This window comes from Telluria sp. GW821-FHT07G12 (genome assembly GCF_059418525.1).
Genome location: NZ_JBWKQA010000008.1, coordinates 135,238 through 150,425, shown reverse-complemented (window position 1 = coordinate 150,425; position 15,188 = coordinate 135,238). Strand labels below are relative to the sequence as shown.

General features: G+C 65.2%; 16 protein-coding genes. 2 read left to right on the top strand and 14 right to left on the bottom strand.

Annotated elements, in window-relative coordinates:
- Positions 1-3: 3 nt before the first annotated feature.
- The 10 genes from AC07PE_RS24365 to AC07PE_RS24320 all read right to left on the bottom strand — a co-directional run bounded on the left by AC07PE_RS24365 (position 4) and on the right by AC07PE_RS24320 (position 9,230).
- On the bottom strand, positions 4-993 hold the full coding sequence (locus AC07PE_RS24365) for a sulfonate ABC transporter substrate-binding protein (protein ID WP_498769361.1): 990 nt from the start codon (positions 991-993) through the stop codon (positions 4-6).
- Positions 994-1,018: 25 nt separating this feature from the next.
- Positions 1,019-1,597, bottom strand: coding sequence for an NADPH-dependent FMN reductase (gene ssuE, locus AC07PE_RS24360; RefSeq protein WP_498769359.1), 579 nt, complete (start codon positions 1,595-1,597; stop codon positions 1,019-1,021).
- Positions 1,598-1,722: 125 nt separating this feature from the next.
- Positions 1,723-3,384, bottom strand: a complete 1,662-nt coding sequence (locus AC07PE_RS24355) for a sensor domain-containing diguanylate cyclase (RefSeq protein ID WP_498769357.1) — start codon at positions 3,382-3,384, stop codon at positions 1,723-1,725.
- 136 nt (positions 3,385-3,520) lie between these two features.
- A complete protein-coding gene (gene nudB, locus AC07PE_RS24350; protein ID WP_498769355.1) occupies positions 3,521-3,979 on the bottom strand; it encodes a dihydroneopterin triphosphate diphosphatase in 459 nt (152 codons plus the stop codon).
- 144 nt (positions 3,980-4,123) lie between these two features.
- Positions 4,124-5,929, bottom strand: a complete 1,806-nt coding sequence (gene aspS / locus AC07PE_RS24345) for an aspartate--tRNA ligase (RefSeq protein ID WP_498769353.1) — start codon at positions 5,927-5,929, stop codon at positions 4,124-4,126.
- A 55-nt stretch (positions 5,930-5,984) separates the two neighbouring features.
- Positions 5,985-6,560: a DUF502 domain-containing protein gene (locus tag AC07PE_RS24340; protein WP_498769351.1), complete on the bottom strand. Its 576-nt coding sequence runs from the start codon at positions 6,558-6,560 to the stop codon at positions 5,985-5,987.
- An 18-nt stretch (positions 6,561-6,578) separates the two neighbouring features.
- A complete protein-coding gene (locus AC07PE_RS24335) occupies positions 6,579-6,890 on the bottom strand; it encodes an FmdB family zinc ribbon protein (RefSeq protein WP_498769350.1) in 312 nt (103 codons plus the stop codon).
- 21 nt (positions 6,891-6,911) lie between these two features.
- Positions 6,912-7,058: a hypothetical protein gene (locus tag AC07PE_RS24330; protein ID WP_498769348.1), complete on the bottom strand. Its 147-nt coding sequence runs from the start codon at positions 7,056-7,058 to the stop codon at positions 6,912-6,914.
- A gap of 131 nt (positions 7,059-7,189) precedes the next feature.
- A complete protein-coding gene (gene fabG / locus AC07PE_RS24325) occupies positions 7,190-7,918 on the bottom strand; it encodes a 3-oxoacyl-ACP reductase FabG (RefSeq protein ID WP_498769346.1) in 729 nt (242 codons plus the stop codon).
- A 103-nt stretch (positions 7,919-8,021) separates the two neighbouring features.
- Positions 8,022-9,230, bottom strand: coding sequence for an ABC transporter substrate-binding protein (locus tag AC07PE_RS24320; RefSeq protein WP_498769344.1), 1,209 nt, complete (start codon positions 9,228-9,230; stop codon positions 8,022-8,024).
- Between the two features lie 362 nt (positions 9,231-9,592).
- Between AC07PE_RS24320 and AC07PE_RS24315 the strand changes: the two genes are divergently transcribed.
- Positions 9,593-10,819 carry a porin gene (locus AC07PE_RS24315; protein ID WP_498769342.1) on the top strand — a complete coding sequence of 409 codons (1,227 nt, stop codon included), beginning with the start codon at positions 9,593-9,595 and terminating at the stop codon, positions 10,817-10,819.
- Between the two features lie 72 nt (positions 10,820-10,891).
- Positions 10,892-11,623 (top strand): TetR/AcrR family transcriptional regulator, encoded by a 732-nt coding sequence (locus tag AC07PE_RS24310; RefSeq protein ID WP_498769340.1) that lies wholly within the window; start codon positions 10,892-10,894, stop codon positions 11,621-11,623.
- Here AC07PE_RS24310 and AC07PE_RS24305 read toward each other — a convergent pair.
- From AC07PE_RS24305 to AC07PE_RS24290, 4 genes are all read right to left on the bottom strand, one after another.
- A complete protein-coding gene (locus tag AC07PE_RS24305) occupies positions 11,620-12,633 on the bottom strand; it encodes a branched-chain amino acid ABC transporter permease (protein ID WP_498769338.1) in 1,014 nt (337 codons plus the stop codon). The two genes, AC07PE_RS24310 and AC07PE_RS24305, sit on opposite strands and share 4 nt — an antisense overlap.
- 130 nt (positions 12,634-12,763) lie before the next feature.
- Positions 12,764-13,648: a branched-chain amino acid ABC transporter permease gene (locus AC07PE_RS24300; RefSeq protein WP_498769336.1), complete on the bottom strand. Its 885-nt coding sequence runs from the start codon at positions 13,646-13,648 to the stop codon at positions 12,764-12,766.
- Positions 13,648-14,352: an ABC transporter ATP-binding protein gene (locus tag AC07PE_RS24295; protein ID WP_498769334.1), complete on the bottom strand. Its 705-nt coding sequence runs from the start codon at positions 14,350-14,352 to the stop codon at positions 13,648-13,650. Before AC07PE_RS24295 ends, AC07PE_RS24300 begins: the two co-directional genes overlap by 1 nt.
- Complete coding sequence (locus AC07PE_RS24290; RefSeq protein WP_498769333.1) at positions 14,352-15,122, bottom strand: ABC transporter ATP-binding protein; 771 nt, start codon at positions 15,120-15,122, stop codon at positions 14,352-14,354. Before AC07PE_RS24290 ends, AC07PE_RS24295 begins: the two co-directional genes overlap by 1 nt.
- Positions 15,123-15,188: the final 66 nt, after the last annotated feature.

Genomic DNA, 15,188 nt, shown 5'->3' with positions numbered 1-15,188 from the left:
GGCTTACTCCTTCGCGAGCAATTGGGCAGGCGGCTGCGCATCGCGCACCACGATGGGTTTCGGGATCAGCTTCAGCTTGTGGAAGGCGTCGGCGATGGTCTGCTGCGCTTTCAAGACCTCCGGCGTGACCGGCTTCACGCCATACGAATAGCGCTGCCCCGCCAGCGCCACCACCTCGTTCGCCAGGCCGGTCTGCGCCGAGAGGATGGCCGCCACTTCCTGCGGATGCGTGCGGCCCCATTCATCGACCTTGGCCAGTTCGTCGAGCAGGATGCGCACCAGCTCCGCGTTCTGCTGGGCGAAGCTGCGCGAGGCCAGATAGAACTGGTGGTTCGCCACCAGGCCCCGGCCGTCGACCAGCACGCGCGCGCCCAGCTGCTTTTCGGCCGCGGCCAGGAAGGGATCCCAGATCACCCAGGCGTCGACGGCGCCGCGTTCGAAGGCGGCCCTAGCGTCGGCCGGCGGCAAATAGACCGGCTGGATGTCGGTGTAGGCGATGCCCGCCTTTTCCAGCGCCTTCACCAGCAGGAAGTGCACGTTCGAGCCCTTGTTCAGGACGATCTTCTTGCCCTTCAAATCGGCCAGCGAGCGCAGGGTCGAACCCTTGGGCACCACGATCGCCTCCGAGCCGGGCGACGGCGGCTCGTTGCCGACATAGACCAGGTCGGCGCCGGCGGCCTGGGCGAAGATCGGCGGCGCCTCGCCCACGGTGCCGAAGTCGATGCTGCCGACGTTCAGCCCCTCGAGCAGCTGCGGGCCGGCCGGGAACTCAGTCCACTTGACGCTGATGTTCTTTTCAGCCAGGCGCTTTTCCAGCGTACCGCGGCCTTTCAGCAGGGTCAGGGTGCCGTACTTCTGGTAGCCGATGCGCACCTCCTTCGGTGCGGCTGCAGCGTGGGCCGGCAGGCCGGCGGCCAGGGGAATGGAGGCGGCGGCGAACAGCAGGCCGAGGGTACGGCGGCGCTGATGCACGCGGTCCAGGGGATCGCTCATGGTGGTCCTCGATAAGTGGATGAATTCAGGCGGCGACGGCGACGGCGGCCGGGGGCTGCACTGCTTTGCGCAGCTGCGCATGCTGCAACTCCGCGTGCAGGTGCGCGATGCCGTCAGCGATGCGTTCGGCGATGGGGCCGTCCGGCTGCAGGCCCTGCTCCGAATGCCAGGGCAGCTGTGTGGACGTCGCGTAGATGCTGGGCAGGATGTGGCGCGGTCCCAGCGAGGCCAGCACGGGCCGCAAGGCGTAATCGAGCGCCAGCATGTGCGACTGGCTGCCCCCGGTGGCCACCGGCAGCACCAGCTTGCCGGCCAGGCCGTCCTGCGGCAGCAGGTCGAGGAAGACCTTCAGCACGCCCGAGAACGAGGCCTTGTAGACGGGGGTGCCGACGACGACGGCATCGGTTTCATGGACCAGGGCCAGCGCCTCGCGCAGCACCGCATCGTCGGCGTCGGCCTGCAGCAGGGCTTCGGCGGGCAGCTGGCGCACCTGCAGCGCCACCGTGCGGTGCCCCAGCCCGGCCAGGCGTTCGCCAATCAGCTGCAGCAGGCGCCAGGTGGTCGAGGGGCTGGAAGGGCTTCCGCCCAGCAATAAGACATTCATGGTGGATTCCGGATCGGATGGACGAGTACAGGCTACCGTCCGGCCCATGGAATCGGAACGAATGCTTTCGCGCTTCGATATGACGATTTAGTTAAAAGGTTTTGCGCATATCGATGTGCGCTGAACTAGGCTTGCACAGCCAGGACGACGCGATTGCGCCCTTCCCGCTTGGCCCGGTACATGGCCTGGTCGGCGGCCAGGAACAGCGCGTCGGCGTCGGCGCCGTGGAGCGGGTATTCGGCCACGCCGAACGAGGCCGTGATGACGTCCGGGCCGGCGCCGTCGTTCATCGGCGGCGCGCCCGCGATGTCGGCGCGCAGCGCTTCCGCACGCCGCGCGGCATCCGGCTGCGCGCAGTCCGGCATCAGGATCACCAGTTCCTCGCCGCCGTAGCGGCAGGCGACGTCGCAGTAGCGGATCGACTGCCGTACCAGCTGGGCGATCGCGCGCAGCACCGCATCGCCGGCGGCATGGCCGAAGCCGTCGTTGACGCGCTTGAAGTGGTCGACGTCGAGCACCACCAGCGACAGCGGCGAGGCCATGCGCCGCGAACGCGCCAGCTCGCGCCTGAGGGTCTCGTCGAAGTAGCGGCGGTTGAACAGGCCGGTGAGCGGATCCAGCACCGACTGGCGGCGCAGCGATTCGCGCAGCCTGGCGTTGCCGAGGGCAAGCGCCAGCTGCTCGGCGACCGTGACGGCCAGCTGCTCCTGCTCCGCGCGCGCGGCCGCTTCCCGCGCCAGGCCTTCGAGGTGAACCAGGCCGACCACTTCGTCGTGCGTAATCAGCGGCACGCACAGGCGCATGCTGCCCTTGCCGGCGGGCCCGTGGCTGCGGTAATGCGCGCAGGACGGCCCGTCGTAGCCCGAGGTCTTGTAGGGCGTACCGTGGTACAGGGCCCAGCAGTCGTCCTGGGTCATCTCCGACGGCTGGGCGGACGCCTCGCCCCAGCGCGACAGCTGGCGCAGCGTGCCGTCGCCGTCGCCCAGCGCAAAAAAGGTCCCGCCGGCGCCGGGGATCAGCCTGGCGAAACCGCGCGCCACCACCGCCCCGGTATCCAGCCAGGACGGCAGGGCCTCGATCGCGCGCAGCATCTCGGCGACGACCCTGAGTTCGCGGTTCTGGCGCGTGCCCAGTTCGACCGCGCTGGCCAGCTGCGCCGCTTTCTGCTCCAGCTGGAGGGCGGTCTCGCGGCGCTCGCGCAGCATGCGCCCGAGGACGACCAGCAGCGCGCCGAACACGCAGGTGTTGATGAGGGTGGCGGCCAGGCTCACGCTGAAGGAACGGCGCGAGGCGGCCAGCATCTCGGCGCGCAGCACGGTACGCCGCGCCTCGGTACGCGCATGCCGCGCGGCGACCAGCTGGCGCAGCTCGTCCATGGTGGCCTTGCCGCGCAGGGAGACCTCAGCCTGTCCGGTTTTCTCGAGGCCATCGAGCTCGGCCAGCTTGAGCTCGGCCAGGCGGGCGATCCGCAAGGTGTCAAGCCGCTCGACATCGTCGTCCGCCCTGTCCCTGGCGTCGCGGATGGCCGCCGGCAGCGTCTGCCGGGCACGGCGCCAGGGTTCGAGGAAGGCTTCGTTGCGGGTGATGATGAAGCCGCGCTGGCCGGCTTCGGCATCGCGCAGCGCATTCAGGATATCGTCGACGCGCTGCTGCCGCTCCCTTTCCACGCGCAGCGCCTCGACCAGGACTGTGGTGGATCGGTCGAGCCAGAAGGACACGGCCGCCCCCAGCGCCATCACGAAAAAGACGGCCAGGGCGGCAAACTCGATGTTTTTTTTACTCCGCATGCGACGCTCGGCAAACACCTTGTTCAGGGGGCGGCCAACCATAGCATAGATTTTGAACAGCACGATTGCGGTCGCCATTTTTAGACGCGGCGCCCGCTCCCTGCTCTATTGAAGAGATATATCTTTATAGAAATTATTACGATGAAGCGCCGAGGTGCCGCGGCAGCTGCAGAATCGCCTCCGCATTCGAGCTGGAGAAGCAGCGGTCGGCCGCCTCCAGCAGCGGCAGCCAGGCATATTGCAGGTGCTCGCGCGGCGCCAGCGTGATCGGAATATCGCGCGGCACGCAGACGGAAAACACGTGCTCGGTGTTGTGGGTGACGCCGGGGGCGTAGCGGTGGCGCCAGGTCTGGTAGATCTCGTAGACGTTGGAGAGGTGCCAGTCGTGCAGGCGGATGCTCTCGCCGTCGGCGTGGATGCCGGTTTCCTCGAACAGCTCGCGGGTGGCGGTGTCGAGCAGCGGTTCATCGACGCGGTCGAGGGAACCGGTGACGGATTGCCAGAAGCCGGGCCGGTCGGCGCGCTCGATCAGCAGGACCTCGAGGTCGGCGGTGTGGATGACGACGAGGACGGATTCGGGGATTTTGTGGGGCATACGGCTATTGTAGCGTTACCCGGATCCGTCGTCCCCGGCACTGCCGGAGACGACTTCCCGCGAAAGCGGGAACCCATGCTGAGCGTGATAAAGCTAGCTCAGTATGGATCCCCGCTTTCGCGGGGATGACGTGGTGGTGAGGCTTTACGCGACCTTCGGCTGCTCGTTACGCAGACGGATGTGCAGTTCCTTCAGCTGCTTCTCGTCGACTTCCGACGGCGCGTTGGTCAGCAGGTCTTGCGCGCGCTGGGTCTTCGGGAAGGCGATCACGTCGCGGATCGACTCGGAGCCGGTCATCAGCGTGATCAGGCGGTCCAGGCCGAAGGCCAGGCCACCGTGCGGCGGCGCGCCGTACTGCAGGGCGTCCAGCAGGAAGCCGAACTTCAGCTGGGCTTCTTCGGCGTCGATCTTCAGGGCGCGGAACACCTTGCTCTGGACTTCTTCGCGGTGGATACGGATCGAACCGCCGCCCAGTTCCCAGCCGTTCAGGACCATGTCGTAGGCCTTGGCGACGCAGGCGCCCGGGTTGGTCTCGAGCATGTCTTCGTGGCCGTCCTTCGGTGCGGTGAACGGGTGGTGGGTGGCGTTCCAGCGGTCGCCTTCCTCGTCGTACTCGAACATCGGGAAGTCGATGACCCACAGCGGCGCCCAGCGGTCGTCGAACAGGCCGGCCTTCTTGCCGAATTCCGAGTGGCCGATCTTCACGCGCAGCGCGCCGATGGCGTCGTTGACGACCTTGGCTTTGTCCGCACCGAAGAAGATCAGGTCGCCGTCTTCGGCGCCGGTCAGTTCGAGCACCTTGGCCAGGACTTCATCGGAGATGTTCTTCACGATCGGCGACTGCAGGCCATCGCGGCCCTTGGCCTTCTCGTTGACCTTGATGTAAGCCAGGCCCTTGGCGCCGTAGATGGCGACGAACTGGGTGTACGCGTCGATTTCCGAACGCGGCATCGAACCGCCCTGCGGCACACGCATGCCGACCACACGGCCGCCGGCCATGTTGGCGGCGCTGTTGAAGACCTTGAATTCGACGGTCTTCATCAGTTCGGTCAGGTCGGTGAACTCCAGTTTGACGCGCATGTCCGGCTTGTCCGAACCATAGGAGCCCATGGCGGTGGCGAAGTCCATCACCGGGAACGGGTTCGGCAGGTCGATGCCGGCGGCGTTCTTGAAGACGACGCGCATCATGTCTTCGAACAGGTCACGGATTTCCTGCTCGGTCAGGAACGAGGTCTCGCAGTCGATCTGGGTGAATTCCGGCTGGCGGTCGGCGCGCAGGTCTTCGTCGCGGAAGCACTTGGTGATCTGGTAGTAGCGGTCGAAGTTCGACACCATCAGCAGCTGCTTGAACAGCTGCGGCGACTGCGGCAGCGCGAAGAAGTTGCCCGGGTTGACGCGCGAGGGCACCAGGTAGTCGCGGGCGCCTTCCGGGGTCGACTTGGTCAGCATCGGGGTTTCGATGTCGATGAAGCCCAGGTTGTCCAGGTACTTGCGCACTTCCATCGAGACCTTGTAGCGCAGGCGCAGGTTGTGCTGCATCTGCTGGCGGCGAAGATCCAAAACGCGGTGCGTCAGGCGGGTGGTTTCCGACAGGTTGTCGTCGTCCAGCTGGAAAGGCACCGGCACCGACGGGTTCAGCACTTCCAGCTTGGTGGTGTTGATTTCGATCTTGCCCGACTTCAGGTTGGCGTTGGCGGTGCCCTCCAGGCGGTTCACAACGGTGCCGGTGACGCGCAGGCAGTACTCGTTGCGCACGTGCTCGGCGGCCTTGAACACCTCGGCGTTATCCGGGTGGCAGACAACCTGCACCAGGCCTTCACGGTCGCGCAGGTCGATGAAGATCACGCCGCCGTGGTCGCGGCGACGGTGCACCCAGCCGCACAGGCTGACGGTTTGGCCCAGCAGCTCTTCGGTCACGAGGCCGCAGTAGTTGGTACGCATGGAGGACATAGTTTTTCGATCCAGGTTGGTTATTCGGTGCCTGCTGCCAGGCGTTAGATTCTTGCTATTCGGGCGCCACGACGCCCATCGACACGATGTACTTCAGGGCCGCGTCGACCGTCATATCCAGTTCGACGACCCGGCTGCGTTCCATCATCAGGAAGAAGCCGGAGGTCGGGTTCGGGGTGGTCGGCACGTACACGCTCACGTAGTCGCCCACCAGGTGATTCTTCACGTCGCCGCCCGGCACCCCGGTCAGGAAGGCGATCGTGTACGAGTTCTCGTGCGGGTAAGGGATCAGCACGGCCTTGCGGAAGGCGTTGCCCGAGGACGAGAACAGGGTGTCGGACACCTGCTTGACGCTGCCGTAGACCGAGTTCACCACCGGAATGCGGTTGAGCAGGCGCTCCCACAGGCGCACGAACCACTTGCCGACCAGGTTATTGGTCAGCACGCCGGTCAGGAACACGATCGCCAGCGTGATGATGGCGCCCAGGCCGGGGATGTAAGTCCGCGGCTGCCAGTCGTTCGGCACCAGCACCAGCGACTGGTCCAGCAGGCTGATCACGAAGTTGAGCACCCAGGCGGTAATCGCCAGGGGAACCAGGACCAGCGCGCCGGTAATGAAATATTTACGCATTCGGTGTCCGCAAAGGGGTCAGGTACTGCTGTCGCCCGGCGTCGAAGCCGGTGCGGGCGCCGGCGCGGCGCTGGCGGTGCTGCTTTCGCTTGCGCTGCCGGCGCTGCCGCCATCGGCCGACGGCGCCGTGCCGGTCGCGGGTGCGCTGCCACCGCGGAAGTCGGTCACGTACCAGCCGGTACCCTTGAGCTGGAAACCGGCGGCCGTCACCTGCTTCTTGAACGATGACTTGCCACACGACGGGCAGACGCTCAGAACCGGATCGGAAATCTTTTGCAGTACATCCTTGGCAAAACCGCATTCATCGCAGCGGTAAGCGTAAATCGGCATCTGAATACTCCGCAAAAATCATCAAAACCCTGAATTATAAAGCTTTTGCGCAGGGATTTGCCGGTTGGCGCTATGGCCGGGCGGATTGAACAGCCTTAAAAATTGCTGCCATTCAGCAACAGTGTTGTTTTTATTCTGCACAATGGATGAGTTGCGTTTGCCGAACATCAACATACCTGTTTAAATAGCACTCCTTAGTTGCTAAGAAACAGAAGTTTGCGCGACCGGCCTCGAGCCGCCGCCGCCAAGCCATACAAGAACGACTTCAAATCAAGGGCCCGTTGCGGGCCCTTTTTCTTTTACAGCGTCAGTCCGCCGGACACTTCCAGCGTGGCGCCGTTCACATAGCTTGCATCCGCGGACAGCAGGAAGGCCACACAAGAGGCCACCTCGTCCGGGCTACCCATGCGCCCCTGTGGAACCGCCTCGACCATGCCGTCAAGCAGGTGCTGCGGAATGTCCTTGACGATGCTGGTCTCGATGAAGCCCGGGCACACCGCATTGCAGCGCACGCCCTTGCGGCCCAGCTCGCGCGACCAGGTCCTGGTCATGCCCAGCACGCCCGCCTTGGCGGCCGCATAGTTGGTCTGGCCGAAGTTGCCGCTCAGGCCAACGATGGACGAGATGTTGACGATCGCGCCGCGGCTCTCGATCAGCGCTTCCACCGTCGCGCGGGTGCAGTTGAACACGCCCTTGAGATTGACGTCGATGACGCGGTCCCACTGCGCCTCGCTCATCTTGCGCAACTGCGCGTCGGCCACGATGCCGGCGTTATTGACCAGGCCATCCAGGCGCCCGAAGTGCGCCAGCGTCGCCTCGTGCGCCGCCTGCACGCTGGCCATGTCCGATACATCGACCACGCATCCCAGCACCTCCCCACCCAGGCTCGCGACCGCGGCGTCGACCGCATCCGCGCGCAAGTCCCATACCGCGACGCGGGCGCCATCGGCCACGCAACGCCGGGCGATCGCCAGGCCGATGCCCTGGGCGCCGCCGGTGACCACGACCACCTTGCCGTTCAAATCCATATTCCATCCTTTTCTGTTGAACTATCCCGCCATCCTACCGGGCCCCGGCGCCGGCGCCAAAAAAAACGCCCCGGGCGGGGCGTCGGCGGGATGCATCAGCGCCTTACTTCCACAGCGGACACTTCGACTCGGCCTTGGTCATGTAGGCGGTGTCGCCCGGGATCACGCTGGCGACTTTCAGATAGTCCCACGGGTACTTCGATTCCGACGGCTTCTTCACCTGCAGCAGGTACATGTCGTGCACCATGCGGCCGTCCTGGCGGATGACGCCATTGGCCGTGAACATGTCCTTGATCGGCGTCTTCTTCATGTAGGCCATGACCTTGTCGCTGTCGTCGGTTCCCAGGGCTTTCACCGCTTTCAGGTAGGTGAGCGCAGCCGAGTAGTCGCCGGCCTGGGCCAGCGAGGCTTCCTTCTTCATCTTCGCGAAGTAGCGCTTGGACCAGGCGCGGGTTTCCGGGTTCAGGTCCCAGTACCAGGCGTCGGTCAGGTACATGTCCTGGGTCAGCTTCAGGCCCAGCGAATGCACGTCGGTAATCGTCATCAAGAGGCCGGCCAGCTTCATCTGCTTGTTGATGCCGAATTCGTTGGCGGCCTTGATGGCGTTGATGGTGTCGCCGCCGGCGTTGGCCAGGCCCAGCACCTGCGCCTTCGAGCCCTGCGCCTGCAGCAGGAAGGACGAGAAGTCGGAGGCCGCCAGCGGATGCTTGACGCTGCCCAGCACCTTGCCGCCCTTGGCCTTCACGATGTCGGCCGAATCCTTTTCCAGCGAGGCGCCGAAGGCATAGTCGGCGGTCAGGAAGAACCAGTTCTTTTCGCCGCGATCGAGCAGCGCGCCGCCGGTGCCGCGGGCCAGCGCCGCGGTGTCGTAGGCGTAGTGCACGGTATAGGGCGTGCAGTCCTCGTTGGTGAGGCGGGTCGAGCCGGCGCCGACGGAAATGAAGACCTTCTTTTTCTCCGCCGCGACCTTGGCCATGGCCAGGTTGGCGCCCGAGTTGGTGCCGCCGATCAGCATGTCCACGCCCTGCTGGTCGAACCACTCCCGCGCCTTGCTGGCCGCGATGTCGGCCTTGTTCTGGTGGTCGGCCACGACCAGCTCGATCTTCGCGCCCTTGATGTTTCCGCCGGCATCTTCGATGGCCAGGCGGATCGCCTCGGCGCCGCCCGGGCCGTCGAGGTCGGCATAGGTGCCGGACATGTCGGTAAGGAAGCCGATCTTGATCGTGTTGCCCGAGATTTGCGACTGCGCGTAAGCGGTGCCGGCCAAGGCACAGGCGGCGCCGAGGGCGAGTGCGGTGAGTTTGGTTTTCATGCGGTCTCCGTTATTCATTTATTGGTGAATAAAACTATAGAACGGGCTTTGCCGTTCCAGCAAGACATTTTTACAAGACTCGCGGTGCGATTGTTTCCACAATGTCAGTTTTTGTTCTTGCCCAGCCGTTTCAGGCACTGCTATAGTTTATTCATCAGTTAATTAATTAAAATAAACGGAGACACCATGCCCACCTCGCGCCCGCGCCGCCGTGCCTGCCCGGCCGGCCCTCCTTTCCATACCTGACGTCCCCGCGTCGCTGTAAACCCCCGTTTTTTTCGGTACGCCGGTCGTCGCCGAGGCCCCCTTACGCCTGTCGCCGCCGGTTCTCAATGACGTTCTCAAAACAAAAAGGAAGAACAATGCAGAAGAAGGTCCTGTCCCTGGCGCTGGCACTCGCATGCGCCCCCCTCGCCTCGCAGGCAGTCGACTTCAAGGTCGGCGCCAGCACCAATCTGAGCATCAGCGGCCTGGTCGCGGTCGGCCTGAAGGATTCGGAGGTGACCAACACCACCCGCGCGGTCGAGCGCGAGACCCGCGTCGACGACAACACCTCGCGCATCATCTTCTCGGGTAACACCGAACTGGGCGAGGGCCTGAAGGCGGTATTCCGCATCGAGACCCGCTACACCAACGACACCCGCCCCTCGACCCCGCTGGTGCCCGGCTCGACCACCTCGACCATCAGCACCGGCACCGGCTGGGCCGACGGCGACACCTGGGGCGGCCTGTCCGGCGCCTTCGGCACCATCGTGTTCGGCAAGTCGGCCATCTATTACACCGACACCCTGCAGGCGACCGCGGTCAACCTGAAGGGCGCCGGCGAAAGCTACCGGATCTGGGACGTCAACGGCCTGGGCATCTACAACATCCTGGGCGAGGTCGGCACCCGCGGCGCCAACTTCCAGACCCTGGGCCTGAGCCGTTCGCAGAACGTGATCCGCTACGATTCGCCGGCCTACGAGGGCTTCGACGCCAGCGCCGCCTTCACCAAGAACCCCAGCGGCGACGAGAACAAGTTCGGCTGCGCCGGCTGCGCCGCCGACTACGAGTCGGGCGCGACCTGGTATGGCCGGGTGCGCTACAACAAGGGCCCGCTGTCGGCCTCGCTCAGCCTCCTGAACAGCAAGGTGCAGGGCAAGGTGGTGACCGCGCCCTACCTCGGCCCGCTGGACAAGACCGCCTACCGCATCGGCGCCGCCTACACCTTCGACAGCGGCTTCCGCCTCGGCCTGGTCTACGACAACACCAAGGTGAAGAACGGCATCCCGGGCGCGGCGGGCGACGCCAAGCGCGGCGCCTACTCGATCCCGCTGAGCTACACCTGGGACAAGCACGCGCTGTACGCGACCTACAGCCGCGCCAACGACACCAGTGGCGTGGCCGACAGCGGCGCCAAGCAGATCAACCTCGGCTACGACTTCATGTTCGCGAAAAACACCTACGTGGGCCTGTACTACACGAAGCTGACGAACGGCGCCAACGGTGCGTATACGCCCTACCTGACCAACACCGCCCTCGGCGGCACCGGTCCGCGTGCGGGCGAAGGCTTCCGCCAGTTGTCGCTGGACCTGAACTACTGGTTCTGACGCTTCCGCAACCCCGGCGGGGCGCCCGCTCCGCTGGTGTAGAATTGCGCGTCCCCATGAATCTCAAAGTCAATGACGCGCTCTTCTGAAACCCGCATCCCTGCTGCCAAGGCGCGCAAGGCCAGGTCGGTCGGCCGCCGTCCCAAGACCGACGGCGGCAAGGAGACCGCACCGGTCATCCTCGATGCGGCCGAAAAGCTGTTCTCGATTCATGGCTTCCATGGCGTGACGGTGCGCGCCGTCGCCGTCGAATGCGGGGTCGACTCGGCCCTGGTCCACTATTATTTCGGCACCAAGCAGGAGCTGTTCGATGCCGTGTTCGCGCGCCGCTCGGCCCTGATCAACCAGGACCGCCTGGACGCGATGACCCGCTACGAAGCGGAGTACGGAAGCGACATGACGGTCGAAGGCGCGGCCTCGGCCTTCCTGATGCCGCTGCTGGACCGGGCCCGCCACAGCGACCCGGGCTGGAAGAATTATTTTGCCCTGCTCGGCCTGGTCAACAACTCGCGCGACTGGGGCGCGGACACCATGACCAGCAACTTCGACCCGGTGGTGCGCCACTTCATCGGCCTGCTGCACAAGGTGCTGCCACACGCCGCCACCGACGACCTGTTCTACAGCTACCACTTCCTGACCGGCGCCCTGTGCCTGACCCTGAGCGACACCGGCCGCCTGGACCGGCTGTCGGAGGGCGTTGCTTCTTCCTCCGACATGAGCGCGATTGCGCCGCGCATGATCGCCTACGCGGCGGCAGGTTTCAGGGCCGTGTGCCGGCCCCGCACCGGAACCCAGGCAGCCTAGACGCCGGGCGCCTGCGCCGTGCGCGCTGCGCCCGAGGCCCCATCGGCCTTGCGGCGCGCCGCGAACAGCGCCCCGATCTCGCCCACCACGCCGCGGCGGAACAGCAGCACGCAGGCGACGAACACCAGGCCGGTCACCATGCCCACCGATTCGCCCAGGGTCGAGAACCACTCGACGTGGGTGAGCTCCGCCAGCCAGGCGCCGAGGTCGCCCAGGCGGTTCTCCAGCGAGATGATGAGGAAAGCGCCGACGATCGGCCCCACCAGCGTGCCCATGCCGCCGACGAGCGTCATCAGGATGACGAGGCCGGACATGGTCCAGTGCACGTCGGTGAGGGTCTCGAAGCTCAGCACCAGGGTCTTGGTGGCGCCGGCCAGGCCGGCCAGCGCGGCGGACAGGACGAAGGCCAGCAGCTTGTAGCGGTCGACGTCATAGCCCAGCGAAATCGCGCGCGGTTCGTTTTCCTTGATCGCCTTGAGCACCTGGCCGAAGGGCGAGTGGATGGTGCGCACGATCAGCGCGAAGCCGCCCACGAAGATCGCCAGCACCACGTAGTACAGGGTCAGGTCGTTCGACAGGTCGAGGCCGAACAGGCTGCCGCGCGGGACGCCCTGCAGGCCGTCCTCGCCGTGCGTGAAGGGTGCGCGCAGCGCCGCGAAGTACACCATCTGGGCCAGCGCCAGCGTGATCATCGAAAAATAGATGCCCTGGCGGCGGATCGCCAGCGCGCCCATCACGAGGCCGAGCAGGCTCGATGCCAGCACGGCCAGCAGGATCCCGACCGGCACCGGCAGGCCCAGGGCCGTCAGCGCATAGCCGGCCACGTAGCCGCCGGCGCCGAGAAAGGCGGCGTGGCCGAAGGACAGCAGACCGGTATAGCCGATCAGCAGGTTGAAGGCGCAGGCGAACAGGCCGAAGCATAGCAGCTTCATCAGGAACACCGGGTACGCGAACATGGGTGCGGCGAGCGCCAGTGCCAACGCTGCCATGCATAAGATTTTCTTATTCATATATCCTCTCTTAAGTGGCCTCGAAAACCGTAGCGAGCGGCCGCAGTGTTGGCCGAGAAGCGCAGCTGTACAAGCGTACAGCGAGCATCGCAGGCCAACAATGCAACGCGCAGTAGGTTTGCGAGGTCACTTACTTTTCCTTGCCGAACAGGCCTGCTGGGCGCAGCAGCAGCACGATCACCATCACCACGAACACCACCACTTCCGAGCCTTCCGGGTAGTACACGCGGGTCAGGCCCTCGATCACGCCCAGGCCCAGGCCGGTGAGGATGGAGCCGAGGATGGAACCCATCCCGCCGATCACCACCACCGCGAACACCACGATGATCAGGTTCGATCCCATCAGCGGCGTGACGTTGATGACGGGCGCCGCCAGCACGCCGGCCAGCCCGGCCAGTGCGACGCCGAAGCCGTAGGTGAGCATCACCATCATCGGCACGTTGACGCCAAAGGCTTCGACCAGCTTCGGGTTCTCGGTGCCGGCGCGCAGATAGGGGCCGAGCCGCGTCTTCTCGATCGTGAACCAGGTGCCGAGGCAGACCGTGACCGAGGCGACCACCACCCACACGCGGTAGTTCGGCAAGATCATGAAGCCCAGGTTGGAGGCGCCGGTCAGCTGCTCGGGCACGTCGAGGGTCTGGCCCGACACCCCATAAAACGAGCGGAACACGCCTTCCAGCAGCAGGGTCAGGCCGAAGGTGAGCAGCAGGCCATACAAATGATCCAGCTTGTACAGCCAGCGCAGCATGGTGCGCTCGATCACGATGCCGAGCACGCCCACCAGCAGCGGCGCGATCACCAGCATGGCCCAGTAGTTCAGGCCGAACTGGGTGACGCCGATGTAGGCGAGGAAGGCGCCGACCATGTACAGCGCGCCGTGCGAAAAGTTGATCACGTTGAGCAGGCCGAAGATCACGGCCAGGCCCAGCGACAGCATCGCGTAGAAGGAACCGTTCACCAATCCGAGCAGCAGTTGGCTCATCAGGGCTTGCAGGGGAACGCCGAAGACTTCCATCACACCCCCAGCAGTTCGGTCAGCACGGGCATCCTGGCGTTCAGGTCTGCCGCGGCGATGGTTTCGACGATCTGGCCATGCTCGATCACATAGAAGCGGTCCGCCAGCGGCGCCGCGAAGCGGAAGTTCTGCTCGACCATCACGATCGTGTAGCCTTTCTGTTTGAGGGTGGTGATCATGCGCGCCAGCGCCTGCACGATGACGGGCGCCAGGCCTTCCGAAATCTCGTCGAGCAGCAGCAGGCGCGCGCCGGTGCGCAGGATGCGCGCCACCGCCAGCATCTGCTGCTCGCCGCCGGACAGGCGCGTGCCCTGGCTCTGGCGGCGCTCGTACAGGTTGGGGAACATCGCGTAGATCTCGTCCAGCGACATGCCTTTGCCGGCATCCAGCACGGGCGGCAGCATCAGGTTTTCCTCGGTCGACAGCGAGGAAAAGATGCCGCGCTCCTCGGGGCAGTAGCCGACGCCCAGGTGCGCGATCTTGTGGGTCGGCAGGCCGATGGCTTCGCTGCCGTTGATCCTGATCGAGCCGGCACGTTTGCCGGTCAGGCCCATGATGGCGCGCAGCGTGGTGGTGCGGCCGGCGCCGTTGCGGCCCAGCAGGGCCACCACTTCGCCCGGCTGCACGCTCAGGCCAATGCCGTGCAGGACGTGCGATTCGCCGTACCAGGCCTGCAGGTTGCTGATCTCGAGTGCGGCGCTCATCAATGTGCTCCCTGCAGTTCGCCGGCGGCGCTGCCCATGTAGGCTTCCATCACCTGCGGATTCTTCGAGACTTCGGCATAGCTTCCTTCGGCCAGCAGGGCGCCGCGCTGCAGCACCGAGATGCGGTCGCAGATGCCGGACACCACGCTCATATTGTGCTCCACCATCAGGATCGTGCGGCCGCTCGATACCTTGGCGATCAGCTCCGTCACGCGGTGCACGTCTTCGTGGCCCATGCCCTGGGTCGGTTCGTCCAGCAGCATCAGCTCCGGCTCCATCGCCAGGGTGGCGGCGATCTCCAGCGCGCGCTTGCGGCCGTAGGGCAGGCTGGCGGTCACGTGGTCGGCAAAGCCGGCCAGGTCGACCTCTTCCAGCAGCTGCATCGCACGGCCGTTCAGCACGTCCAGCGAACGCTCGCTGCGCCAGAAGTGGAAGCTGGTGCCCTGGGTGCGCTGCAGGCCGATGCGCACGTTCTGCAGCACCGTCAGGTGCGGGAAGACGGCCGAGATCTGGAAGGAGCGGATGATGCCCATGCGCGCGATCTGGGCCGGCGCGGCGGCCGTGATGTCGCGGCCATTGAACAGGATCTGCCCGGATGTCGGGGTCAGGAATTTGGTCAGCAGGTTGAAGCAGGTGGTCTTCCCTGCCCCGTTGGGGCCGATGAGCGCGTGGATATGCCCGCGTTCTATCTTCAGGTCGACGCCGCTGACCGCCGTGAAGCCCTTGAAGGCCTTGGTGAGCTTGCGTGTTTCGAGTATGACGTCCGCCACTCGTGTCTCCGTTTTTTCATCCGTTGATGAATTGTTTTTTCAATCATACACGGGTGGGTTCGGCGA

Excerpts from the sequence above, each read along its gene's own strand:
- AC07PE_RS24305 (WP_498769338.1), bottom strand. The coding sequence starts at position 12,633 with ATGAATAAGAAAATCTTATGCATGGCAGCGTTGGCACTGGCGCTCGCC.
- AC07PE_RS24365 (WP_498769361.1), bottom strand. The coding sequence starts at position 993 with ATGAGCGATCCCCTGGACCGCGTGCATCAGCGCCGCCGTACCCTCGGC.
- AC07PE_RS24310 (WP_498769340.1), top strand. The coding sequence starts at position 10,892 with ATGACGCGCTCTTCTGAAACCCGCATCCCTGCTGCCAAGGCGCGCAAG.
- AC07PE_RS24320 (WP_498769344.1), bottom strand. The coding sequence starts at position 9,230 with ATGAAAACCAAACTCACCGCACTCGCCCTCGGCGCCGCCTGTGCCTTG.
- AC07PE_RS24335 (WP_498769350.1), bottom strand. The coding sequence starts at position 6,890 with ATGCCGATTTACGCTTACCGCTGCGATGAATGCGGTTTTGCCAAGGAT.
- aspS (WP_498769353.1), bottom strand. The coding sequence starts at position 5,929 with ATGTCCTCCATGCGTACCAACTACTGCGGCCTCGTGACCGAAGAGCTG.
- AC07PE_RS24315 (WP_498769342.1), top strand. The coding sequence starts at position 9,593 with ATGCAGAAGAAGGTCCTGTCCCTGGCGCTGGCACTCGCATGCGCCCCC.
- AC07PE_RS24300 (WP_498769336.1), bottom strand. The coding sequence starts at position 13,648 with ATGGAAGTCTTCGGCGTTCCCCTGCAAGCCCTGATGAGCCAACTGCTG.
- AC07PE_RS24355 (WP_498769357.1), bottom strand. The coding sequence starts at position 3,384 with ATGCGGAGTAAAAAAAACATCGAGTTTGCCGCCCTGGCCGTCTTTTTC.
- ssuE (WP_498769359.1), bottom strand. The coding sequence starts at position 1,597 with ATGAATGTCTTATTGCTGGGCGGAAGCCCTTCCAGCCCCTCGACCACC.
- AC07PE_RS24330 (WP_498769348.1), bottom strand. The coding sequence starts at position 7,058 with ATGTTCGGCAAACGCAACTCATCCATTGTGCAGAATAAAAACAACACT.
- AC07PE_RS24295 (WP_498769334.1), bottom strand. The coding sequence starts at position 14,352 with ATGAGCGCCGCACTCGAGATCAGCAACCTGCAGGCCTGGTACGGCGAA.
- fabG (WP_498769346.1), bottom strand. The coding sequence starts at position 7,918 with ATGGATTTGAACGGCAAGGTGGTCGTGGTCACCGGCGGCGCCCAGGGC.
- AC07PE_RS24340 (WP_498769351.1), bottom strand. The coding sequence starts at position 6,560 with ATGCGTAAATATTTCATTACCGGCGCGCTGGTCCTGGTTCCCCTGGCG.
- nudB (WP_498769355.1), bottom strand. The coding sequence starts at position 3,979 with ATGCCCCACAAAATCCCCGAATCCGTCCTCGTCGTCATCCACACCGCC.